General features: G+C 64.9%; 12 protein-coding genes. 3 read left to right on the plus strand and 9 right to left on the minus strand.

Going from position 1 to position 14,532, the window contains the following annotated elements; all coding sequences use genetic code 11:
* The first annotated feature begins 12 nt into the window (after positions 1-12).
* Positions 13-177 carry a hypothetical protein gene (locus tag IVB42_RS24625; RefSeq protein WP_007596528.1) on the plus strand — a complete coding sequence of 55 codons (165 nt, stop codon included), beginning with the start codon at positions 13-15 and terminating at the stop codon, positions 175-177.
* An 8-nt stretch (positions 178-185) separates the two neighbouring features.
* Here the strand turns inward: IVB42_RS24625 and IVB42_RS24630 are convergent, their stop codons facing one another.
* From IVB42_RS24630 to putA, 3 genes are all read right to left on the minus strand, one after another.
* Entirely contained in the window at positions 186-833 is a 648-nt protein-coding gene (locus IVB42_RS24630; protein ID WP_018453670.1) for a glutathione S-transferase family protein, read from the minus strand.
* 192 nt (positions 834-1,025) lie between these two features.
* On the minus strand, positions 1,026-2,231 hold the full coding sequence (locus tag IVB42_RS24635; protein WP_018453671.1) for a CoA transferase: 1,206 nt from the start codon (positions 2,229-2,231) through the stop codon (positions 1,026-1,028).
* A gap of 113 nt (positions 2,232-2,344) precedes the next feature.
* Entirely contained in the window at positions 2,345-5,344 is a 3,000-nt protein-coding gene (gene putA, locus IVB42_RS24640; RefSeq protein ID WP_018453672.1) for a bifunctional proline dehydrogenase/L-glutamate gamma-semialdehyde dehydrogenase PutA, read from the minus strand.
* A 114-nt stretch (positions 5,345-5,458) separates the two neighbouring features.
* On the opposite strand from putA, the gene IVB42_RS24645 reads away from it, so the two are divergent.
* On the plus strand, positions 5,459-5,920 hold the full coding sequence (locus IVB42_RS24645; RefSeq protein WP_018453673.1) for an Lrp/AsnC ligand binding domain-containing protein: 462 nt from the start codon (positions 5,459-5,461) through the stop codon (positions 5,918-5,920).
* A 168-nt stretch (positions 5,921-6,088) separates the two neighbouring features.
* Here the strand turns inward: IVB42_RS24645 and IVB42_RS24650 are convergent, their stop codons facing one another.
* The 4 genes from IVB42_RS24650 to IVB42_RS24665 all read right to left on the minus strand — a co-directional run bounded on the left by IVB42_RS24650 (position 6,089) and on the right by IVB42_RS24665 (position 9,886).
* Positions 6,089-6,289 (minus strand): cold shock domain-containing protein, encoded by a 201-nt coding sequence (locus tag IVB42_RS24650; RefSeq protein WP_007596519.1) that lies wholly within the window; start codon positions 6,287-6,289, stop codon positions 6,089-6,091.
* Between the two features lie 208 nt (positions 6,290-6,497).
* The gene (locus tag IVB42_RS24655; RefSeq protein ID WP_026232570.1) at positions 6,498-6,806 is read right to left on the minus strand and encodes a sulfite:cytochrome C oxidoreductase subunit B; all 309 of its coding nucleotides are present in this window, start codon (positions 6,804-6,806) and stop codon (positions 6,498-6,500) included.
* An 11-nt stretch (positions 6,807-6,817) separates the two neighbouring features.
* Positions 6,818-8,017, minus strand: a complete 1,200-nt coding sequence (locus IVB42_RS24660; protein ID WP_018453675.1) for a molybdopterin-dependent oxidoreductase — start codon at positions 8,015-8,017, stop codon at positions 6,818-6,820.
* Positions 8,018-8,152: 135 nt separating this feature from the next.
* Entirely contained in the window at positions 8,153-9,886 is a 1,734-nt protein-coding gene (locus IVB42_RS24665; RefSeq protein ID WP_018453676.1) for an adenylate/guanylate cyclase domain-containing protein, read from the minus strand.
* A gap of 225 nt (positions 9,887-10,111) precedes the next feature.
* Here IVB42_RS24665 and IVB42_RS24670 point away from each other — a divergent pair, with 225 nt between their 5' ends.
* Positions 10,112-11,677 carry a glycosyltransferase family 39 protein gene (locus IVB42_RS24670; protein ID WP_018453677.1) on the plus strand — a complete coding sequence of 522 codons (1,566 nt, stop codon included), beginning with the start codon at positions 10,112-10,114 and terminating at the stop codon, positions 11,675-11,677.
* Positions 11,678-11,870: 193 nt separating this feature from the next.
* Here IVB42_RS24670 and IVB42_RS24675 read toward each other — a convergent pair whose 3' ends face one another.
* Positions 11,871-12,899: a TIGR01620 family protein gene (locus IVB42_RS24675; protein ID WP_018453678.1), complete on the minus strand. Its 1,029-nt coding sequence runs from the start codon at positions 12,897-12,899 to the stop codon at positions 11,871-11,873.
* Complete coding sequence (locus tag IVB42_RS24680; protein WP_026232571.1) at positions 12,896-14,365, minus strand: YcjX family protein; 1,470 nt, start codon at positions 14,363-14,365, stop codon at positions 12,896-12,898. The genes IVB42_RS24675 and IVB42_RS24680 overlap by 4 nt, the downstream gene beginning before the upstream one ends.
* Between the last annotated feature and the right edge of the window lie 167 nt (positions 14,366-14,532).

The raw sequence follows: 14,532 nt of genomic DNA on the forward strand, positions 1-14,532 counted from the left end.
TTTGGATGACCCATGACGGACTCCAGCGAAGCCAACAAGGAGCGCAATCGCGAGATCGCGCAGAATGAAGAGGCCAAGCAGGTTACCGGCAGCATCCGCGTCAGCACCTGGGCGGTCGCGGTCGTCGTCATCATCGGCGGAATCCTGTTCACGCTCGGCTGGCTGGCGCTGAAGTAGCCGCGCCCTCACTTCGCGTAATTCGTCATCCGCTTGCCGGGCAGCAGCTCGTAGGCCGGCTGCCAGCCGGGCAGTGTGGCCATGCGGCCAAGCCAGGCGTGAATGGCGGGATAGCTTTCCGCGAAGTCGAAGCCGTGCTCGTCGCTCGGATAATGCAGATAGGCCATCATCGAGATATCGGCGACGGTCGGCCTGGTTCCGATCGCGAATTCGTTGTGCTGGAGATGACCGTCGAGAATGCCGAGAAAGTCTTCGAGCCGCCTGCGAAAATGTTTCAGCACCTGCGGATCGTTGCTTTGCGTGAAGGCGCGCATGAAGCGGTAGGTCGCCATGTAGCCGGTGAGCTTGTGGTTGTCCCAGAACAGCCAGCGCAGCAGCTCGAACTTTTCCTCCTCGGTCTCGGCGCCGAAACGCCCGTGCTGCTCGGCAAGCTTGAGCAGGAGAGGCGCGGTCTGCGTCATCTTCACACCGTCGACTTCGAGCACGGGAATCTCACCCATCTCGTTCACGCTCTTGCGCCATTCCGGCGTGCGCGTGACGCCGCCGCCAAAATCGGTCCAGACCGGCTCGAACCTCTCGCCGCAAAGCGTCAGCATCAGCCCCAGCTTGTAGCTGTTGCCGGATTCGGGGAAGTAGTGCAGGCGGTAGCTGGGCATGGGACCTCGCGATGACTGTGATTGTTGAAGCGATCTACGTCGTCGTCCCGGCGAAGGCCGGGACCCATAACCACCGAACGCAGTTTGGCGAAGATTTGGAGTTATCAGCTTCGTTCGACCTCTTCCTCTCTGGGATATGGGTCCCGGCCTTCGCCGGGACGACAGCGTGGATGTATGACCGCTGTCGGCTCCTTACCCCACAGCCCCCTGCGACCGCAGCTGCTTGATCGCGGCGTCATCGTATCCCGCGCCGCGCAAAATTTCGTCACTGTGCTCGCCGACGTCGGGCGGCTTGCGCGGCTGCACTTTCTTGGCGCCGTCGATCCAGATCGGGCTGGAGATGGTGAGCATGGTGTCGTTTTCGAATGGCACTAGAACTTCGTTGTCAAGCATCTGCTTGTCGTTCGGGATGTCGTCCAGGATGCCGACGATGCCGAACACGAGACCGTTGCCGTCGAGGATCTTGCGCCATTCGGCGAGATCCTTGGTCGCAAAGGTCTCGTCAAAGATCTTGATCAGCTCGACGGAGCGGGCGTGGCGGTCGGGCTTGGTGGCAAAGCGCGGGTCGGTGATGAGATCTTCGCGGCCGAGACACCTGGCCAGCGTCGGAAACTGTTTCTCTTCGCTCAGCAGTGACAGGATCAGCCAGCGGCCGTCCTTGCACTGGTAGTGGTTGGCGACCGCGTTCAACGCGCGTTCGCGCGGCCGCCGCTCGGCGAACTTGGCGCCGCAGAGCTTTGCCTGCGCCAGCACGCTCGCAGCCCACACGCCGTTCGCCATCAGATTGGAGGCGACGTGCGAGCCCTTGCCGGTCTTCTCGCGCTGGTACAGCGCGGTGACGATCGCGCCGTAGAATGCCATGGCGCAGGGATGGTCGCCCATGCCGGCGACCGAGCGGGCTGGCGTCGTGTCGGTGTCGGCGCGGACGAGGTCCATCAGGCCGGAGCGCGCCCAATAGGCGTTGCTGTCGAAGCCGGGCTTGTTGGCCTCTTCGCCTTTCTCGCCATAACCGGTGAACGAGGCGTAGATCAGGCGATCATTGAGATGGGCGAGATGGTCATAGGTGATGCCGAGCTTGGTGCGCACCGGCGGCGGCATGTTGGTGATGAAGACGTCGGCCTCTTCGACCAGCTTGTAGAGCACGGCCTGCGCCTCGGGCTTTGCGAGGTCGAGCGCGATGCTCTTCTTGTTGCGGGCCTCCAGCAGCCAGGCGAAATTGTGCTCGCTGGTCGGATAGCCCGGAATGTTGGGCAGATTGCGGTAGGGATCGCCGGCGCCGGGCGGCTCGATCTTGACGACTTCGGCGCCGAAATCCGACAGCACGGTCGCGGCCGCTGGTGCTGCGATGAAACTCGCGCAATCCAGCACCTTGAGCCCTGCAAAAATGCCCTTTTCCATTGCGGCGTTGCTCCCTCACTCGTGTTGTATCCCGCGCGCTGGAATTGGCGAGGGCCACGTCACGGCAGCATTAGACCGATGTTTCGGCGGGATGCAACGCTCCTCGCCGCGCCTCACTCATCCCCTGCGAGCAGGGCAGCATTGCCGCCGGCTGCTGCGGTGTTGATCGTCACGGTCTGCTCGGTCGCAAAGCGCGCGAGGTAGTGCGGGCCGCCGGCTTTCGGGCCGGTTCCGGACAGGCCGTTGCCGCCGAACGGCTGCACGCCAACCACGGCACCGATCATGTTGCGGTTGACGTAGATGTTGCCGATCTGGACGCGGTCGACGATCGCCTCGATCGTATCGTCAATGCGGGAGTGGATGCCGAGCGTCAGCCCGTAGCCGGTGCGCTCGATCGCTTGCAGGACGCGTTCGAGATTTTCCGCACGATAGCGCACGACGTGGAGGATCGGGCCGAACACCTCCTCGGTGAGCTGGCCGGCATCCCCAAGCTCGAAGATGTGCGGCGCCACGAAGCAGCCCTCCGGCGCGGTGCCGGCAAAGTGCAGCCGCGCCTCTCTCTTCATGCGTGCGATGTGCGCATCGAGGCGCTGCTTGGCCTCGACATCGATCACCGGCCCGATATGGGTCGCGACGTCGCTTGGATCGCCGATCTTCAACTCGCGCGCCGCGCCCGCGATCATCTCGATCATGCGGTCGGCTACGTCCTCCTGCACGAACAGCAGCCGCAGCGCCGAGCAGCGCTGGCCGGCGGAACGAAACGCCGAGGTGACGACGTCGTCCGCGACCTGCTCTGGCAACGCGGTCGCATCCGCGATCATGGTGTTGATGCCGCCGGTCTCCGCGATCAGCGGCACGATCGGCCCGTCCTTGGCTGCCAGCGCCCGGTTGATGCTGCGCGCGACCTCGGTCGATCCGGTGAAGACGATTCCACCGATATCGGGGTGCGCGGCCAGTGCGGCGCCGATGCGGCCGTCGCCAGTGACGAGGTGCAATGCGCTTGCGGGGATGCCGGCCTCGTGCAGCAGCCGCACCGCCTCGACCGCGATGCGCGGGGTCTGCTCTGCGGGCTTGGCCACCACGCTGTTGCCGGCCATCAGCGCCGCCGTGACCTGGCCGAGGAAGATCGCCAGCGGAAAATTCCATGGCGAGATTGCCACGAAGACGCCGCGGCCGCGCATGGCCAGCGCATTGCTCTCGCCGGTCGGGCCCGGCATCGCCACATCGTTGCCGAACAGCTTGCGACCCTGCGCGGCATAATAGCGGCAGAAGTCGGTGGCCTCGCGCAGCTCCGACAGCGCATCGTCGAGCGTCTTGCCGCCCTCGCGTTGCAGCAGCGCTATGAAATGGGGCGCGCGGTTCTCCAGAAGATGCGCGGCCTGCTCCAGCGCCGCCGCGCGCGTGGCTGCGGGTGTCCGGCTCCAGGCGGCAAAGCCGGCGCGCGCCGCAGCCACTGCCGCATTGGCCTGATCCGGCGTTGCGTCCGCGATCGGCTTGAGGTCGATCGTCTCGGCTTTGACCTCCGTCAGCAACCGGTCGAGCGCGGCGCGCGCGCCGAATTCGACGCCGCGCGAATTGCGCCGCTCGGGCGCGAACAGGTCGCCCGGCAACGGAATCTTGGGATGGGCCGCGTGCTGCGGCCGGACGATGGCATCCGCCGGGCGCTGCAACAGCGCCGTAACCGGCACGCGATAATCGGACGCTTGCGCCACGAAGGAGGAGTTGGCGCCGTTCTCCAACAGTCGCCGCACCAGATAGGCGAGCAGGTCGCGATGGCTGCCGACCGGGGCGTAGGTGCGGTAGGCGATGTCCGGGTGATCCTTGGCGAGCTGCTCGTAGAGCGCCTCGCCCATGCCGTGCAGGCGCTGGAATTCGAAGCCGCCGTTCGCACCGGCAAGCTCCAGCACGGTCGCGACGCTCAGCGCGTTATGGGTGGCGAATTGCGGGAAGATGCGTGGCCGCAGACTCAACAGCTTTTGAGCGCAGGCGACGTAGTTCAGATCCGTCATCGCCTTGCGGGTGAACACGGGATAGCCGTCGAGCCCGCGCTCCTGCGCGCGCTTGATCTCGGTGTCCCAATAGGCGCCCTTGACCAGCCGCACCATCAGCTTGCGGTCGTGCGCCCGGGCGAGCGCATCGACATAGTCGATCACGTCGCCGGCGCGCTTCTGATAGGCCTGGATCGCGAGGCCAAATCCGTCCCAACCGGCAAGCGAGGGATCGGCGAGCGTTGCCGCAATCACGTCGAGGGACAATTCCAGCCGGTCGGCTTCCTCGGCGTCGACGGTGAAGTTGAGATCATGGACCTTGGCGCGCTGCGCCAGGTCCAGCAGTTGCGGCACCAGCTCGGCCATCACACCGTCGCGGCTGATTGCCTCGAAGCGCGGATGCAGCGCCGACAGCTTGACGGAGATGCCGGGCCGATCGGGCAGGGGATGGCTGCCCGCCGCCTTGCCGATAGTCAGAATCGCGCTGGCATAGGCGTCGAAATATCGCCTTGCGTCGGTGGCGGTGCGGGCGCCTTCGCCGAGCATGTCGAAGGAATAGCGCTGCCTCTCGCCGGAGCGCGGCCGGGCCCGCTCCAAGGCCTGCGCGATGGTCTCCCCCAGCACGAAATGATTTCCCATCAGCCGCATCGCCTGGCGCGTGGCGGTGCGCACGGCGGGTGCGCCCAGCCGCTTCACCAGCCGGCCGATGGTGCCATCGGGCGTCTCGCCGGGCTGGATCACCCGCGCCGAGAGGCCCAATGCCCAGGCCGAGGCGTTGACCAGGAAGGCGGTGGACTTGGTCTCGTGGTGGATGAAGTCGCCCTCGCCGAGCTTGTCCTCGATGAACTGGTCGGCGGTGCGCGCGTCCGGCACGCGCAACAGGGCCTCGGCCAGCACCATCAAGGCCAGCCCTTCCTTGGTCGAGAGCGCAAATTCCCGCAGCATATCCTCGACTCCACCAAGCCGGTCGTCGCGCTTGCGGATGGCTTCGATCAGCCGCGTCGCGGTGCGATCGATCCGCGCCTCCTGCGGCGGGCCGAGATGCACAGATGGCAAAAGGCGCGCGGCGATATCGGCGTCATCGGGCGCGTAGGCGGCGGAGAAGGGAGGCGGAATGTTCGGCATGGCGTGTCCTGTGGCTTCAATTCAGGATAATGCCCACGCTACCTTAGCTCGATAGACAATTTAGCTCATTCGGCTTAGAAAATGAAGTCGCCCAGTCATTTGACCTTACGGAATATGGAATTAGATCGAACCGACCGGAAGATCCTCTCGATTTTGCAGCAGGACGGGCGAATCGCCAATGTCGAGCTCGCGGAGCGCATTGGGCTGTCGCCGACCTCGATCGGCGAACGGCTGAAGCGTTTGCAGCGAGAGGGCTTTATCGAGGGCTATGGCGCGCGGCTAAACCCGCACCGGCTCGGCCTCGGCCTCCTGGTGTTTGTCGAAGTGCTGCTCGACAAGACCACGCCCGACAATTTCGAGCGTTTTGCCCGCGCGGTGAAGCTGGCGCCCGAGGTGCTGGAGTGTCACATGGTCGCCGGCGGCTTCGACTATCTTGTGAAGGCGCGGCTGGCAGACATGGCTGCGTATCGGCGCTTCCTCGGCGAGACCTTGCTGTCGATGCCCGGCGTGCGCGAAACGCGAACCTATGCGGTGATGGAGGAGATCAAGCGCGACGCACCATTGCCGGTGGACTAACGAAGTGCCGTCGCGATTGTCATTGCTGTGGCGTCCAATGGGCGGTCTTCGCGGGCAAATAGTTCTCCCTGTGCAATCGCAACGCCTGTCGTCGAGTGCACTGACCGTTTCTAAAATTTCTTGGCCCGGCTCCCGGATCGATCCGGGAGTTAGCAAAAGCCGGCGGGCTTATACTTTGAGGTTCTCTGCGGAGCTTTTGCCTCGGTTTGCGATCTCTTCATATTCAACCGTCTGTCCTTCGTTCAGGGACGACAGACCGGCTTTCTGCACTGCCGAGATATGCACGAACACATCCTTGCCGCCCGACGCAGGCTGGATAAATCCATAACCCTTCGTCGGGTTGAACCACTTGACCGTACCTTTAGCCATCACGACTTCTCCGCGGGTCTTCCTCCGAGATCTCGAACCGCCAGTCCCCGCCAACCGGCCGGTTCGGTCCTAATACGATACGCGGAATGTGGCTGGCTTGGTAGCTCAAACCACATCGGCATTTCGGCGAATTCCGCTCAACTTCGCGGCGTTTTTGCCGGATTTGCCCTTTTCGCGGTCACTTGGTCGGCGCGCCGCGCGCCATCCGTCAATAAGTCGCGGCCAGATAATCGACGATCTTGCTGACATCGGCATCGTCGATGGGGGCGCCATAGACCTTGATCATCTTGGTCACCTCGGCCTGCCAGAAACCTTTCTTGTCCTTCATCGGCGGCTGCGTGTTGATGTAGTCGGCGGAGTGGCAGGCGCTGCAATTGCCCTGCACGACTTCGAGATTGGGCCCGAGCTTGAACGCCGCGACCTCATCGGGGGTCTTGTAATTGACCGGTGCTGCAAGTGCCGAACCCACCACGGCGGCGAGGGCGAGCGTGATGGCGAGGAAAACGGTGCGCTGCATGATCATTCCCCTCAAGCCACGGTAACGCGGACGGTTTCGACGACGTTGCGCAAGTAACCCGCCGGATTCCAGCGCGGCGTATCCGGCTGGGTTTCGCCGCCATTGCCGGTGGCGCGCACCTTGAGCTCGTGGGAGCCCGCCGCGAGCTTCACCGGCAGCGTCCATTCACGGAATGAGTATTTGCCGAGATCCTTGCCGAGCCTGGCGTTGGTCCAGGTCTTCCCGCCGTCGGTGGAGACCGCGACCTCCTTGATACCCTTGCCGCCGTCGAAGGCGATGCCGCGCAGCGTCGTGCCGCCTGCTTTCAGCTTGGCTCCGTCCGGGACGCTGGTGATGAAGGAACGGATGGTGAAGCGGTTGATCGGGATCGTCGCCTTCGGCGCGGTGCCCGGCTCGACCGCATTGTTCGGCGTGTCCGGAATGCGATAGGCCGACTTCATCCAGAACCCGTCATAGACATTGTCGACGACGGTGATCTCGTTGAGGTGCTTGACCCAATAGGTGCCGAAATAGCCGGGCACGATCAGGCGCAGCGGAAAGCCGTTGAGGAACGGCAGGTCTTCGCCGTTCATGCCATAGGCCAGCATCACCTCACCGTCGTTGGCGTGATCGATATCGAGCGCCTTGACGAAATCGGGCGTTTTGTCGCTGACCGGACCGTCCATGCCGTTGAAGGTGACCTGCTTGGCGCCGCTCTGCACGCCCGCCATCGCCAGCACGGCCTTCAGCGGCACGCCGCGCCAGCGCGCATTGCCCATCGCGCCGTTGGCGAGCTGACCGCCGGCCACGCGCGGATCCAGGAAGCCGCGGCTGTTGCCGGAGCACTGGTTGACGGCGACGATCTCGGTCGCCTTCATCTTCCTTATATCCTTCAGCGACAGCTTGAGCGGCTTGTCGACCTTGCCCTTGACCTCGAGCGTGAACTTGTCGGGGTCGAGACTGTAGGGCAGGTCGGAAAGGTGATAGCGCACGAAGAACGCGTTATTCGGCGTGATCGGGCCGTCGTTGAACACCGCGAACGGCGTCTCGAGCTGCGGCGGGCGGCTGGTCAGGCCGATCATCGGCCGCTTCTGCGGATATTTCACCAAAGGCCGTTCGCCATTGGCAAAGGGCAGGGCGACGGTGTCGAGTGCCAGCGCTTTGGTCGAGTTCAGTGCAGTCGCAACAGCGGCAAGGCCCGCTCCTTTGAGCAGGTCGCGTCGATCGAACATGTGGTCTCCTCCCGGAGCTTTTCGTTGGATCACGGTCATCACCGCGATCTCTCACTCATCTGTCGCAACGACTCAGATGAAGTCAATTCGTGCTTTCGCAGCAGGCCCATGCCGCTGCGTTGCAGCAAGCCGGTGTTACGCCGCGACGCGTTCGCCGGGATCGACGAGCGCCGACAGCTCCCTCGCGTCCGCAACCACACGCACGGCCATCGGTTCGTCGCGGCCGCGGATCGCGACCTCCTGCTGCGGCAGCGCATCGTCGGCAAGGCCGGCGGTCCGGCGGACTTCCTCCGAGACGATCGCTTCGCAGGCCAGCGTCTTGGTCATGTCCTGGAGGCGGGCCGCGACGTTGACAGCATCGCCCAGCGCCGTGAAGACGATGTGATCGCGATACCCGATGTCACCGATGATGACCTCGCCGCCATGGATGCCGATGCCGAAGCGGATCGGCTGGCGTAGATCGTGGGACAGGAGCTCGTTGAGCTCATCGATATGCCTGGCGATGCCGGCGGCGGCCTTCAGCGCCTGCCGGCAGGCGGTTTGCGGATCGGCGCTCAGTCCGAACAGCGCCAGCATGCCGTCGCCGACAAATTGGTTCGGCTGGCCGCCATTCTCGATCACAGCCTGCGAGACGGCGCCGAGGAAGCGGTTGACGATGAACACGGTGTCGAACGGCAGCCGCTTCTCGGCCAGCTGCGTCGAGCCGCGCATATCCACGAACAGGCTGACGAGATAGCGCTCCTGGCCGATTCTGGCAGGCGTCGAGGCCTGTGTGTTCGCCGAAAGCGTATGCGCGGTGAAGAGCTGGAAGAAGGAGAGATCCGACGTCGGCCGCAGCTGGCAGGCCAGCCTGATCGAGGGGTCACTGGTGCCGACACGGGTGAGCACGAACGCCTCGCGCTGCGACGGCTCGGGCAGGGCGCCATGATCGCCGATGATGCGGATGCGGCAGGTCGAGCAGCGGGCGCGGCCGCCGCAGACGCTGGCATGCGGCACATTGTGGCGCAGGCTCGCTTCCAGCACGGAGAGGCCCTTGGGGACGCGCACCGTCTTGCCGTTGCCGTAGGACAGCGCGATCATGCCGCCGCGCCGCTCGCACAGGGCGCGCGCGCCACGCGCCAGCAGCGCCAAAGCGAGCAGTCCGAGATAGCCGGCGGTGAGGCCGCCGGTGATGCGGTCGAGCATCGCGGCCTCTGCCGTGGTGCCCAGCTGGCGGCGCGTGAGATTGTGCGTCCGCCATTCCCCGTCGTCGGCCTCGACCTCGACGCTGCGGCCACCCTGGTAGACACCCAGCAGCGACAGCGTCGGGATCAGCACGGCAGCCGCGAGCAGATAGGGCGCCGCGCGCGTGAAGAACGGTTTGAGGCGAAGCCAGAAATAGATGCCGATGCAGCCGTGCACCCAGGCGATGAGAAGCAGGATCGTCATGGTCCAGATACGGTTCGACGCGACGAAGAACAGATAGAGTTCCTGCGGATAGAGTTTTTGGTGTCCGTAAAGCGTCTGACCGAGCCGCACCCCGATCACATGCGCCATGACCAGCGCGGGGATGCTCAAGCCCAGCACGAGCTGCAGCGGCTCGACCGTCCGCCAACGGAACTGCCGGCGCTGATACAACGCGTAGATGCCGAGCCCCATATGCGTGAGCGCCGCCGTGTAGAACACGATCGCAACCGGCAGGAACTGCCAGAACAGCATGTGGTAGTAGACCCCGATCTCCATGGCATCGACCGAGATGTTGCCGAGCGCATGGTTGAGGAAATGGCTGACCACATAGGCGAACAGGATGACACCGCAAACCAGCCGCACCTGGCGTACGCTGATGGCGCGGGAAAGATCGGAAAATCGTGTGGATGCGGTTGCGGCCATGATTCTGTTGTATCAGTTCATGAAGGAGAACAGCCAGCGTCGCGTTTAATTCCGGGGGTGGATAGCGCGCCCGATCACATGCGCGGCAAGCGGCCGCAATCTCCGTGTCGTCCTGGACAAGCACCCCCGGGGGCGCACGCGGATCCGGGACGACGGTACCCAACATTGACTCCCCCTCCCAGGTTGGCGAAAAGCGCCGCCGTGAGGACAGCTCCCGACATCACGATGCTCCCCGCCGGCGCGGCGCGCCGGCCGCTCGTCATGGCCGCGGCGATCATCGCCGCGATGACGCTGCTGCGCATCGTCTACGCCTCGGTCATCGAGCTGCGCACGGACGAGGCCTATTACTGGACCTGGTCGCAGGAGACGGCGCTCAGCTTCCTGGATCATCCCCCCGGCATCGCCTGGCTGATCCGGTTCGGTACTGCGATCTTCGGCGACACCACACTCGGTGTGCGCTTCGGCGGCATCGTCGCGATGCTGGTGACGCAGCTCCTGCTCGCGGACATCGTCCGCCGCCTCACTCATGATGTGCGCGCCGTCGTGCTCGCGGTGCTGATGCCGGAGGCCGCGCTCTATTACGGACTGCTGATGGCCAAGGTCGCGCCCGATGTCGCCATGATCCCGTTTGCGGTGGCAATGATGTGGTGCCTGGTGCGGCTCGCGCAGGGCGGCGACGGCCGCTGGTGGCTCGCGGCCGGCCTGTTCGCCGGGCTCGCGATGCTGTCGAAATTTACCGTGATCATGTTCGCACCGGCGGTTGCCGCCTTTCTGCTGGTGCCGGATTGGCGCTGGCGCTGGTTGCGCAGCCCCTATCCTTATCTCGCGGTCCTGATCGCAATCGCCGTGTTCTCGCCGGTCCTGATCTGGAACGTGCAGCACGACTGGGCCGCGATTCGCTTCCAGGGTGTGCGCGCCACCACCAGCTACGGCATCTCGCTCCGCACATTCGGCGACTACATCGGCCTGCAATTCGGACTGGTCGGCTTCGTCATGCTGCCGGTGGTACTGACGGGGGTGGTGCTGACGGCGTGGCGCGGCTATAGCACGCGCGAGCCGGTCGCGATTTTGCTGTCGACCGCGGTCCTGGTGCCGTTTCTCTATTTCCTGGCGAAATCGCTGACCCTCCGCGTCGGCGACACCTGGCCGATGTTCATGTGGCCGGTCGGTTTCGCCGCCGCCGCTGTCAACCTCACCATGCTGTCGCGTGAAAAATGGTCGGCGCGGATGATCAGATCGTCGCTGTTCTGGGTCAACACGGCGGTGGTCTCCGGCACCGCCTTTGTCGTCATCGTGTTCCTCTACTACGTCGCCGCGCCCTGGAATTTACTTGGCAAGATCGATCCGATCGGTGCCGAGTCCGGTTACGAGCAGGTCGCCGCGCGCGCACAGGCCGCATTGGACGAGACTGGCGCGACCTGGATCGCCACCACGGACTACCGCACCTATGCCATGATGCGCTGGCTGTTCAGGGGCCGGGTGCCGGTGATCGAGATCAACGAGCGCGGCCGCTTCCAGGACTTTCGCGATCCGGGCATGGACCGGATCAAGGGCCACGTCGGCATCTATGTCGGGCGCGAGCCGGACAATCGCTCATCACTGTGGGAGAACATCCCCGCCAAGCGCGAGCCGCTCGGTCAGGTCGAGCGCCGCTGGCGCGGTCTCGTGATGGACACGTACACGCTGGAAAAGCTCACCGGCTGGACCCCAGAGCTGTCGCCGCCGAAAGACTCGCCGCTGTTCCGGTGGCGCGTGCTGGCGGGCGAGTTTGAGCGGCGTACGCTCGCCTAGCAAGGCGGCCTTCTTCCTTCTCCCCTTGCGGGAGAAGGTGGCGCGAAGCGCCGGATGAGGGGTCTCTATCCGCTAAGACGACTGCGAGAGGCGCGCGCGGAGAGAACCCCTCACCCGTCTCGCCGCTCTGCGGCGAGCCACCCTCTCCCGCAAGGGGAGAGGGGAAAACGAGTCCGCCGCGCAAGATGGCGTTCTACTCTTCCTCGTCCTTCTTCCGCAGCAGATCCGTCGCGAGGTCCGACAGCTTCGGCGGCGGCAGTGCGGCGAACGGCAACGGCCGTGTGACGTCGATTGCGGCGAGGCCGAGCCGCGCCGTCAGTAATCCATTCAGCATGCCTTCGCCCAGCCGCTGCGACAGCTTCGCCGCAATGCCGTGGCCGAGCATCTGCTGCACCAGGCTGTCGCTCGCCGCCATGCCGCCGGTGATGGCGAGATGGGCGATGACATGGCGGAGCAGGCGGATCATGCCCAGCGCGCCAGGCCGGCCGCCATAGAGGAAAGCGAGCTGGCGGATCAGGCGCAGCGACACGATGAACACAAACATCACGTCGATCGCCGCTCGCGGGCTCACCGCCGTGACGATTGAGACTTTTTGCGCGGCTGACGACACCAGCCGCCGCGCCTCGATGTCCAGCGGCGACATCAATTCGCGCTCGGCGAGCCGGATCATGTCGGCGCCGTCGATGATCTCGCCGGCGTGGCTCTCCAGGGCGGCACGGGCGCGCGCGAGCTGCGGGTTCTGATGCGCTATCTTGAGCAGATCCTGCACGATGATGCGGCTCTCCTTGCGATCGTCGCTGGCAAGAACAGCGGCTGCGCGCTGATGCAGCTTTTCGATGGTTGCTAGCCGCGCCAGCCCGAAAGCCTCGCGTCCGGTCACCACCGCGAGCGCAAGCGCGGTGATGAAGGCAAGGGCCACTCCGACGAAGCCGAGGCTGTCGCTGCGCGCAAACAGATCCTCGATCAGACGGACGACGCCGAGTCCGACCCCGAGCAGCGTCAGCCCGGCAACGCCGGACCAGAACATTGGGCCCCAGGGAAAGCCGCGCCGCGCCGGAAGCGTCGCTGCGATTGGCACCGGCAAATTCGCCGGATCGGGCTCCGGCGTGATCTGGATGGTGGTACGGCCGAGCCGGGTCGTCTCGTCGGCCTCGGTGACGACGACGCCGGGGTCGTCGAGCCGGAACGTCGCCGGTCGCCGTGGCTTCGATCGGTCGTTCATGACAATTTGTCTCCGATCAGGAACTGCAAGGCACGGTCGAGGCGGATGTGAGGCAGCGCCGGGTGGTCGGCCCCCTCACGTTCGAGCTTCGGCGGACGGAAGCGCAGGAAGCGAAAATCGCTCTTCCCGGCGGCCTCGGTCGAGAGGCCGCGGAATGCGTCGGTGCCGTTGAACAACGGCTCGGGATCCAAGGGCAGGTCGCCCGGAAAGGTTGCCACCTCGGTGCTGCCGTCGAAGAATTCGCCGCCGGCGCTTTCTCCCGCGGCGGGCGTTCCCAAGATCGACGGCAATTTGTCACGGCCATGCGCGACCTGCGCCTCGCGCGTGGCGCGGACGGCGGCGAGCGCGACGACGTCGATCGCCGCACCGGTATTTTCCGCGCGCGCAACGGCGCGGGTGACCGCGCGGCGCAGCACGGCCTCGAGCCGGTCATGGCTGGAATGATGCAGATGATCCGCCTTGGTCGCCGCGAACAGCACGCGGTCGATCCGCGGCCGGAACAGGCCGGAGAGGAATGTGCTGCGGCCGATGTTGAAGCAGTCGAGAATGCCCGCGAGTGCGGCTTCGAGATCGTGCAGCGCTTCGGGGCCGGCGTTGAACGCGGCGAGCGCGTCGGCCAGTACGATCTGGCGATCGAGCCGAGCAAAATGATCGCGGAAGAACGGCCGCACCACGACGTCCTTGTAGGCCTCATAGCGGCGCACCATCATCGCCCACAGCGATCCCTCCGGCGCCTGGCCACCCGCGGGTACGTCGAGCGGCGCAAAGGTCAGCGCCGGTGTGTCGGCGAGATTGCCCGGCATCAGGAAGCGGCCGGGCGGCAGCAGGCTCATCGCAAACCGCTCGTCGCGGCAGCCTTGCAAATAGCCCCTGAAGAGCTTTGCGGCCGTCAGCGTCGCCTGCTCGTCCTCGCGCGCCTCGGGCTTGAGCGTTGCGAGATGCGCGTGCCAATCCGCGGCAAGATGGACGCGCGGCGCCTCGCGTGACAAGGCGAGACTTTCGGCCGACCATTGCTCAAAACTCTTCTGAAGCAGCGGCAGGTCGAGCAGCCACTCGCCGGGATAGTCGACGATGTCGAGCGTCAGCGTGCGGTCGGCGCCGTTCTGGCGCTGGTAGTCGATGACGAGCCTGAGCTCGCTGATGTCGACAGTCGAGTTCGGCCAGCGCCGCTCCTCGATCAGCGCGCGCAGATGGCTCTCATAGGCAAAGCGCGGCACCGCGTCGTCCGGCTGCGGCGCCAGATGCGCCCGCGCGATCCGCCCGGATGAATAGGCCTCGAACACCGGAAACCGGCCGCCACGGGTGAGGCCGTGGATCAGCGCGGTAATGAACACCGTCTTGCCGGCCCGGGACAGGCCGGTAACCCCCAATCGTACCGTCGGATTGAAGAAATGCTCGCCGTAGTCGATCAGCGCCCGAGCCGACAGGCGCGCCTCCTCGATCATATCCTGGAAACTAAATGCCATATGAACGTTGGGAATCCCGGGCGAGGGCGGATAGGCAAAAAGGACTAATCACAAAAGTGGCAACTGCCTGAGGAAAATCAAGCTTCATACTTCCACCGTCTTTGTCGGCAAATCAGCCGTTTGAACGACGCGCCGATCCCGAAACACCCATACAAGAGGGTATTAAC

This window comes from Bradyrhizobium sp. 45 (assembly GCF_023073155.1).
GTDB classification, from domain to species: domain Bacteria; phylum Pseudomonadota; class Alphaproteobacteria; order Rhizobiales; family Xanthobacteraceae; genus Bradyrhizobium; species Bradyrhizobium canariense_D.

Excerpts from the sequence above, each read along its gene's own strand:
- IVB42_RS24635 (WP_018453671.1), bottom strand. The coding sequence starts at position 2,231 with ATGGAAAAGGGCATTTTTGCAGGGCTCAAGGTGCTGGATTGCGCGAGT.
- IVB42_RS24650 (WP_007596519.1), bottom strand. The coding sequence starts at position 6,289 with ATGGCTAAAGGTACGGTCAAGTGGTTCAACCCGACGAAGGGTTATGGA.
- IVB42_RS24630 (WP_018453670.1), bottom strand. The coding sequence starts at position 833 with ATGCCCAGCTACCGCCTGCACTACTTCCCCGAATCCGGCAACAGCTAC.
- IVB42_RS24645 (WP_018453673.1), top strand. The coding sequence starts at position 5,459 with ATGGAATTAGATCGAACCGACCGGAAGATCCTCTCGATTTTGCAGCAG.
- IVB42_RS24660 (WP_018453675.1), bottom strand. The coding sequence starts at position 8,017 with ATGTTCGATCGACGCGACCTGCTCAAAGGAGCGGGCCTTGCCGCTGTT.
- IVB42_RS24670 (WP_018453677.1), top strand. The coding sequence starts at position 10,112 with ATGCTCCCCGCCGGCGCGGCGCGCCGGCCGCTCGTCATGGCCGCGGCG.
- IVB42_RS24680 (WP_026232571.1), bottom strand. The coding sequence starts at position 14,365 with ATGGCATTTAGTTTCCAGGATATGATCGAGGAGGCGCGCCTGTCGGCT.
- IVB42_RS24675 (WP_018453678.1), bottom strand. The coding sequence starts at position 12,899 with ATGAACGACCGATCGAAGCCACGGCGACCGGCGACGTTCCGGCTCGAC.
- IVB42_RS24655 (WP_026232570.1), bottom strand. The coding sequence starts at position 6,806 with ATGCAGCGCACCGTTTTCCTCGCCATCACGCTCGCCCTCGCCGCCGTG.
- IVB42_RS24625 (WP_007596528.1), top strand. The coding sequence starts at position 13 with ATGACGGACTCCAGCGAAGCCAACAAGGAGCGCAATCGCGAGATCGCG.
- putA (WP_018453672.1), bottom strand. The coding sequence starts at position 5,344 with ATGCCGAACATTCCGCCTCCCTTCTCCGCCGCCTACGCGCCCGATGAC.
- IVB42_RS24665 (WP_018453676.1), bottom strand. The coding sequence starts at position 9,886 with ATGGCCGCAACCGCATCCACACGATTTTCCGATCTTTCCCGCGCCATC.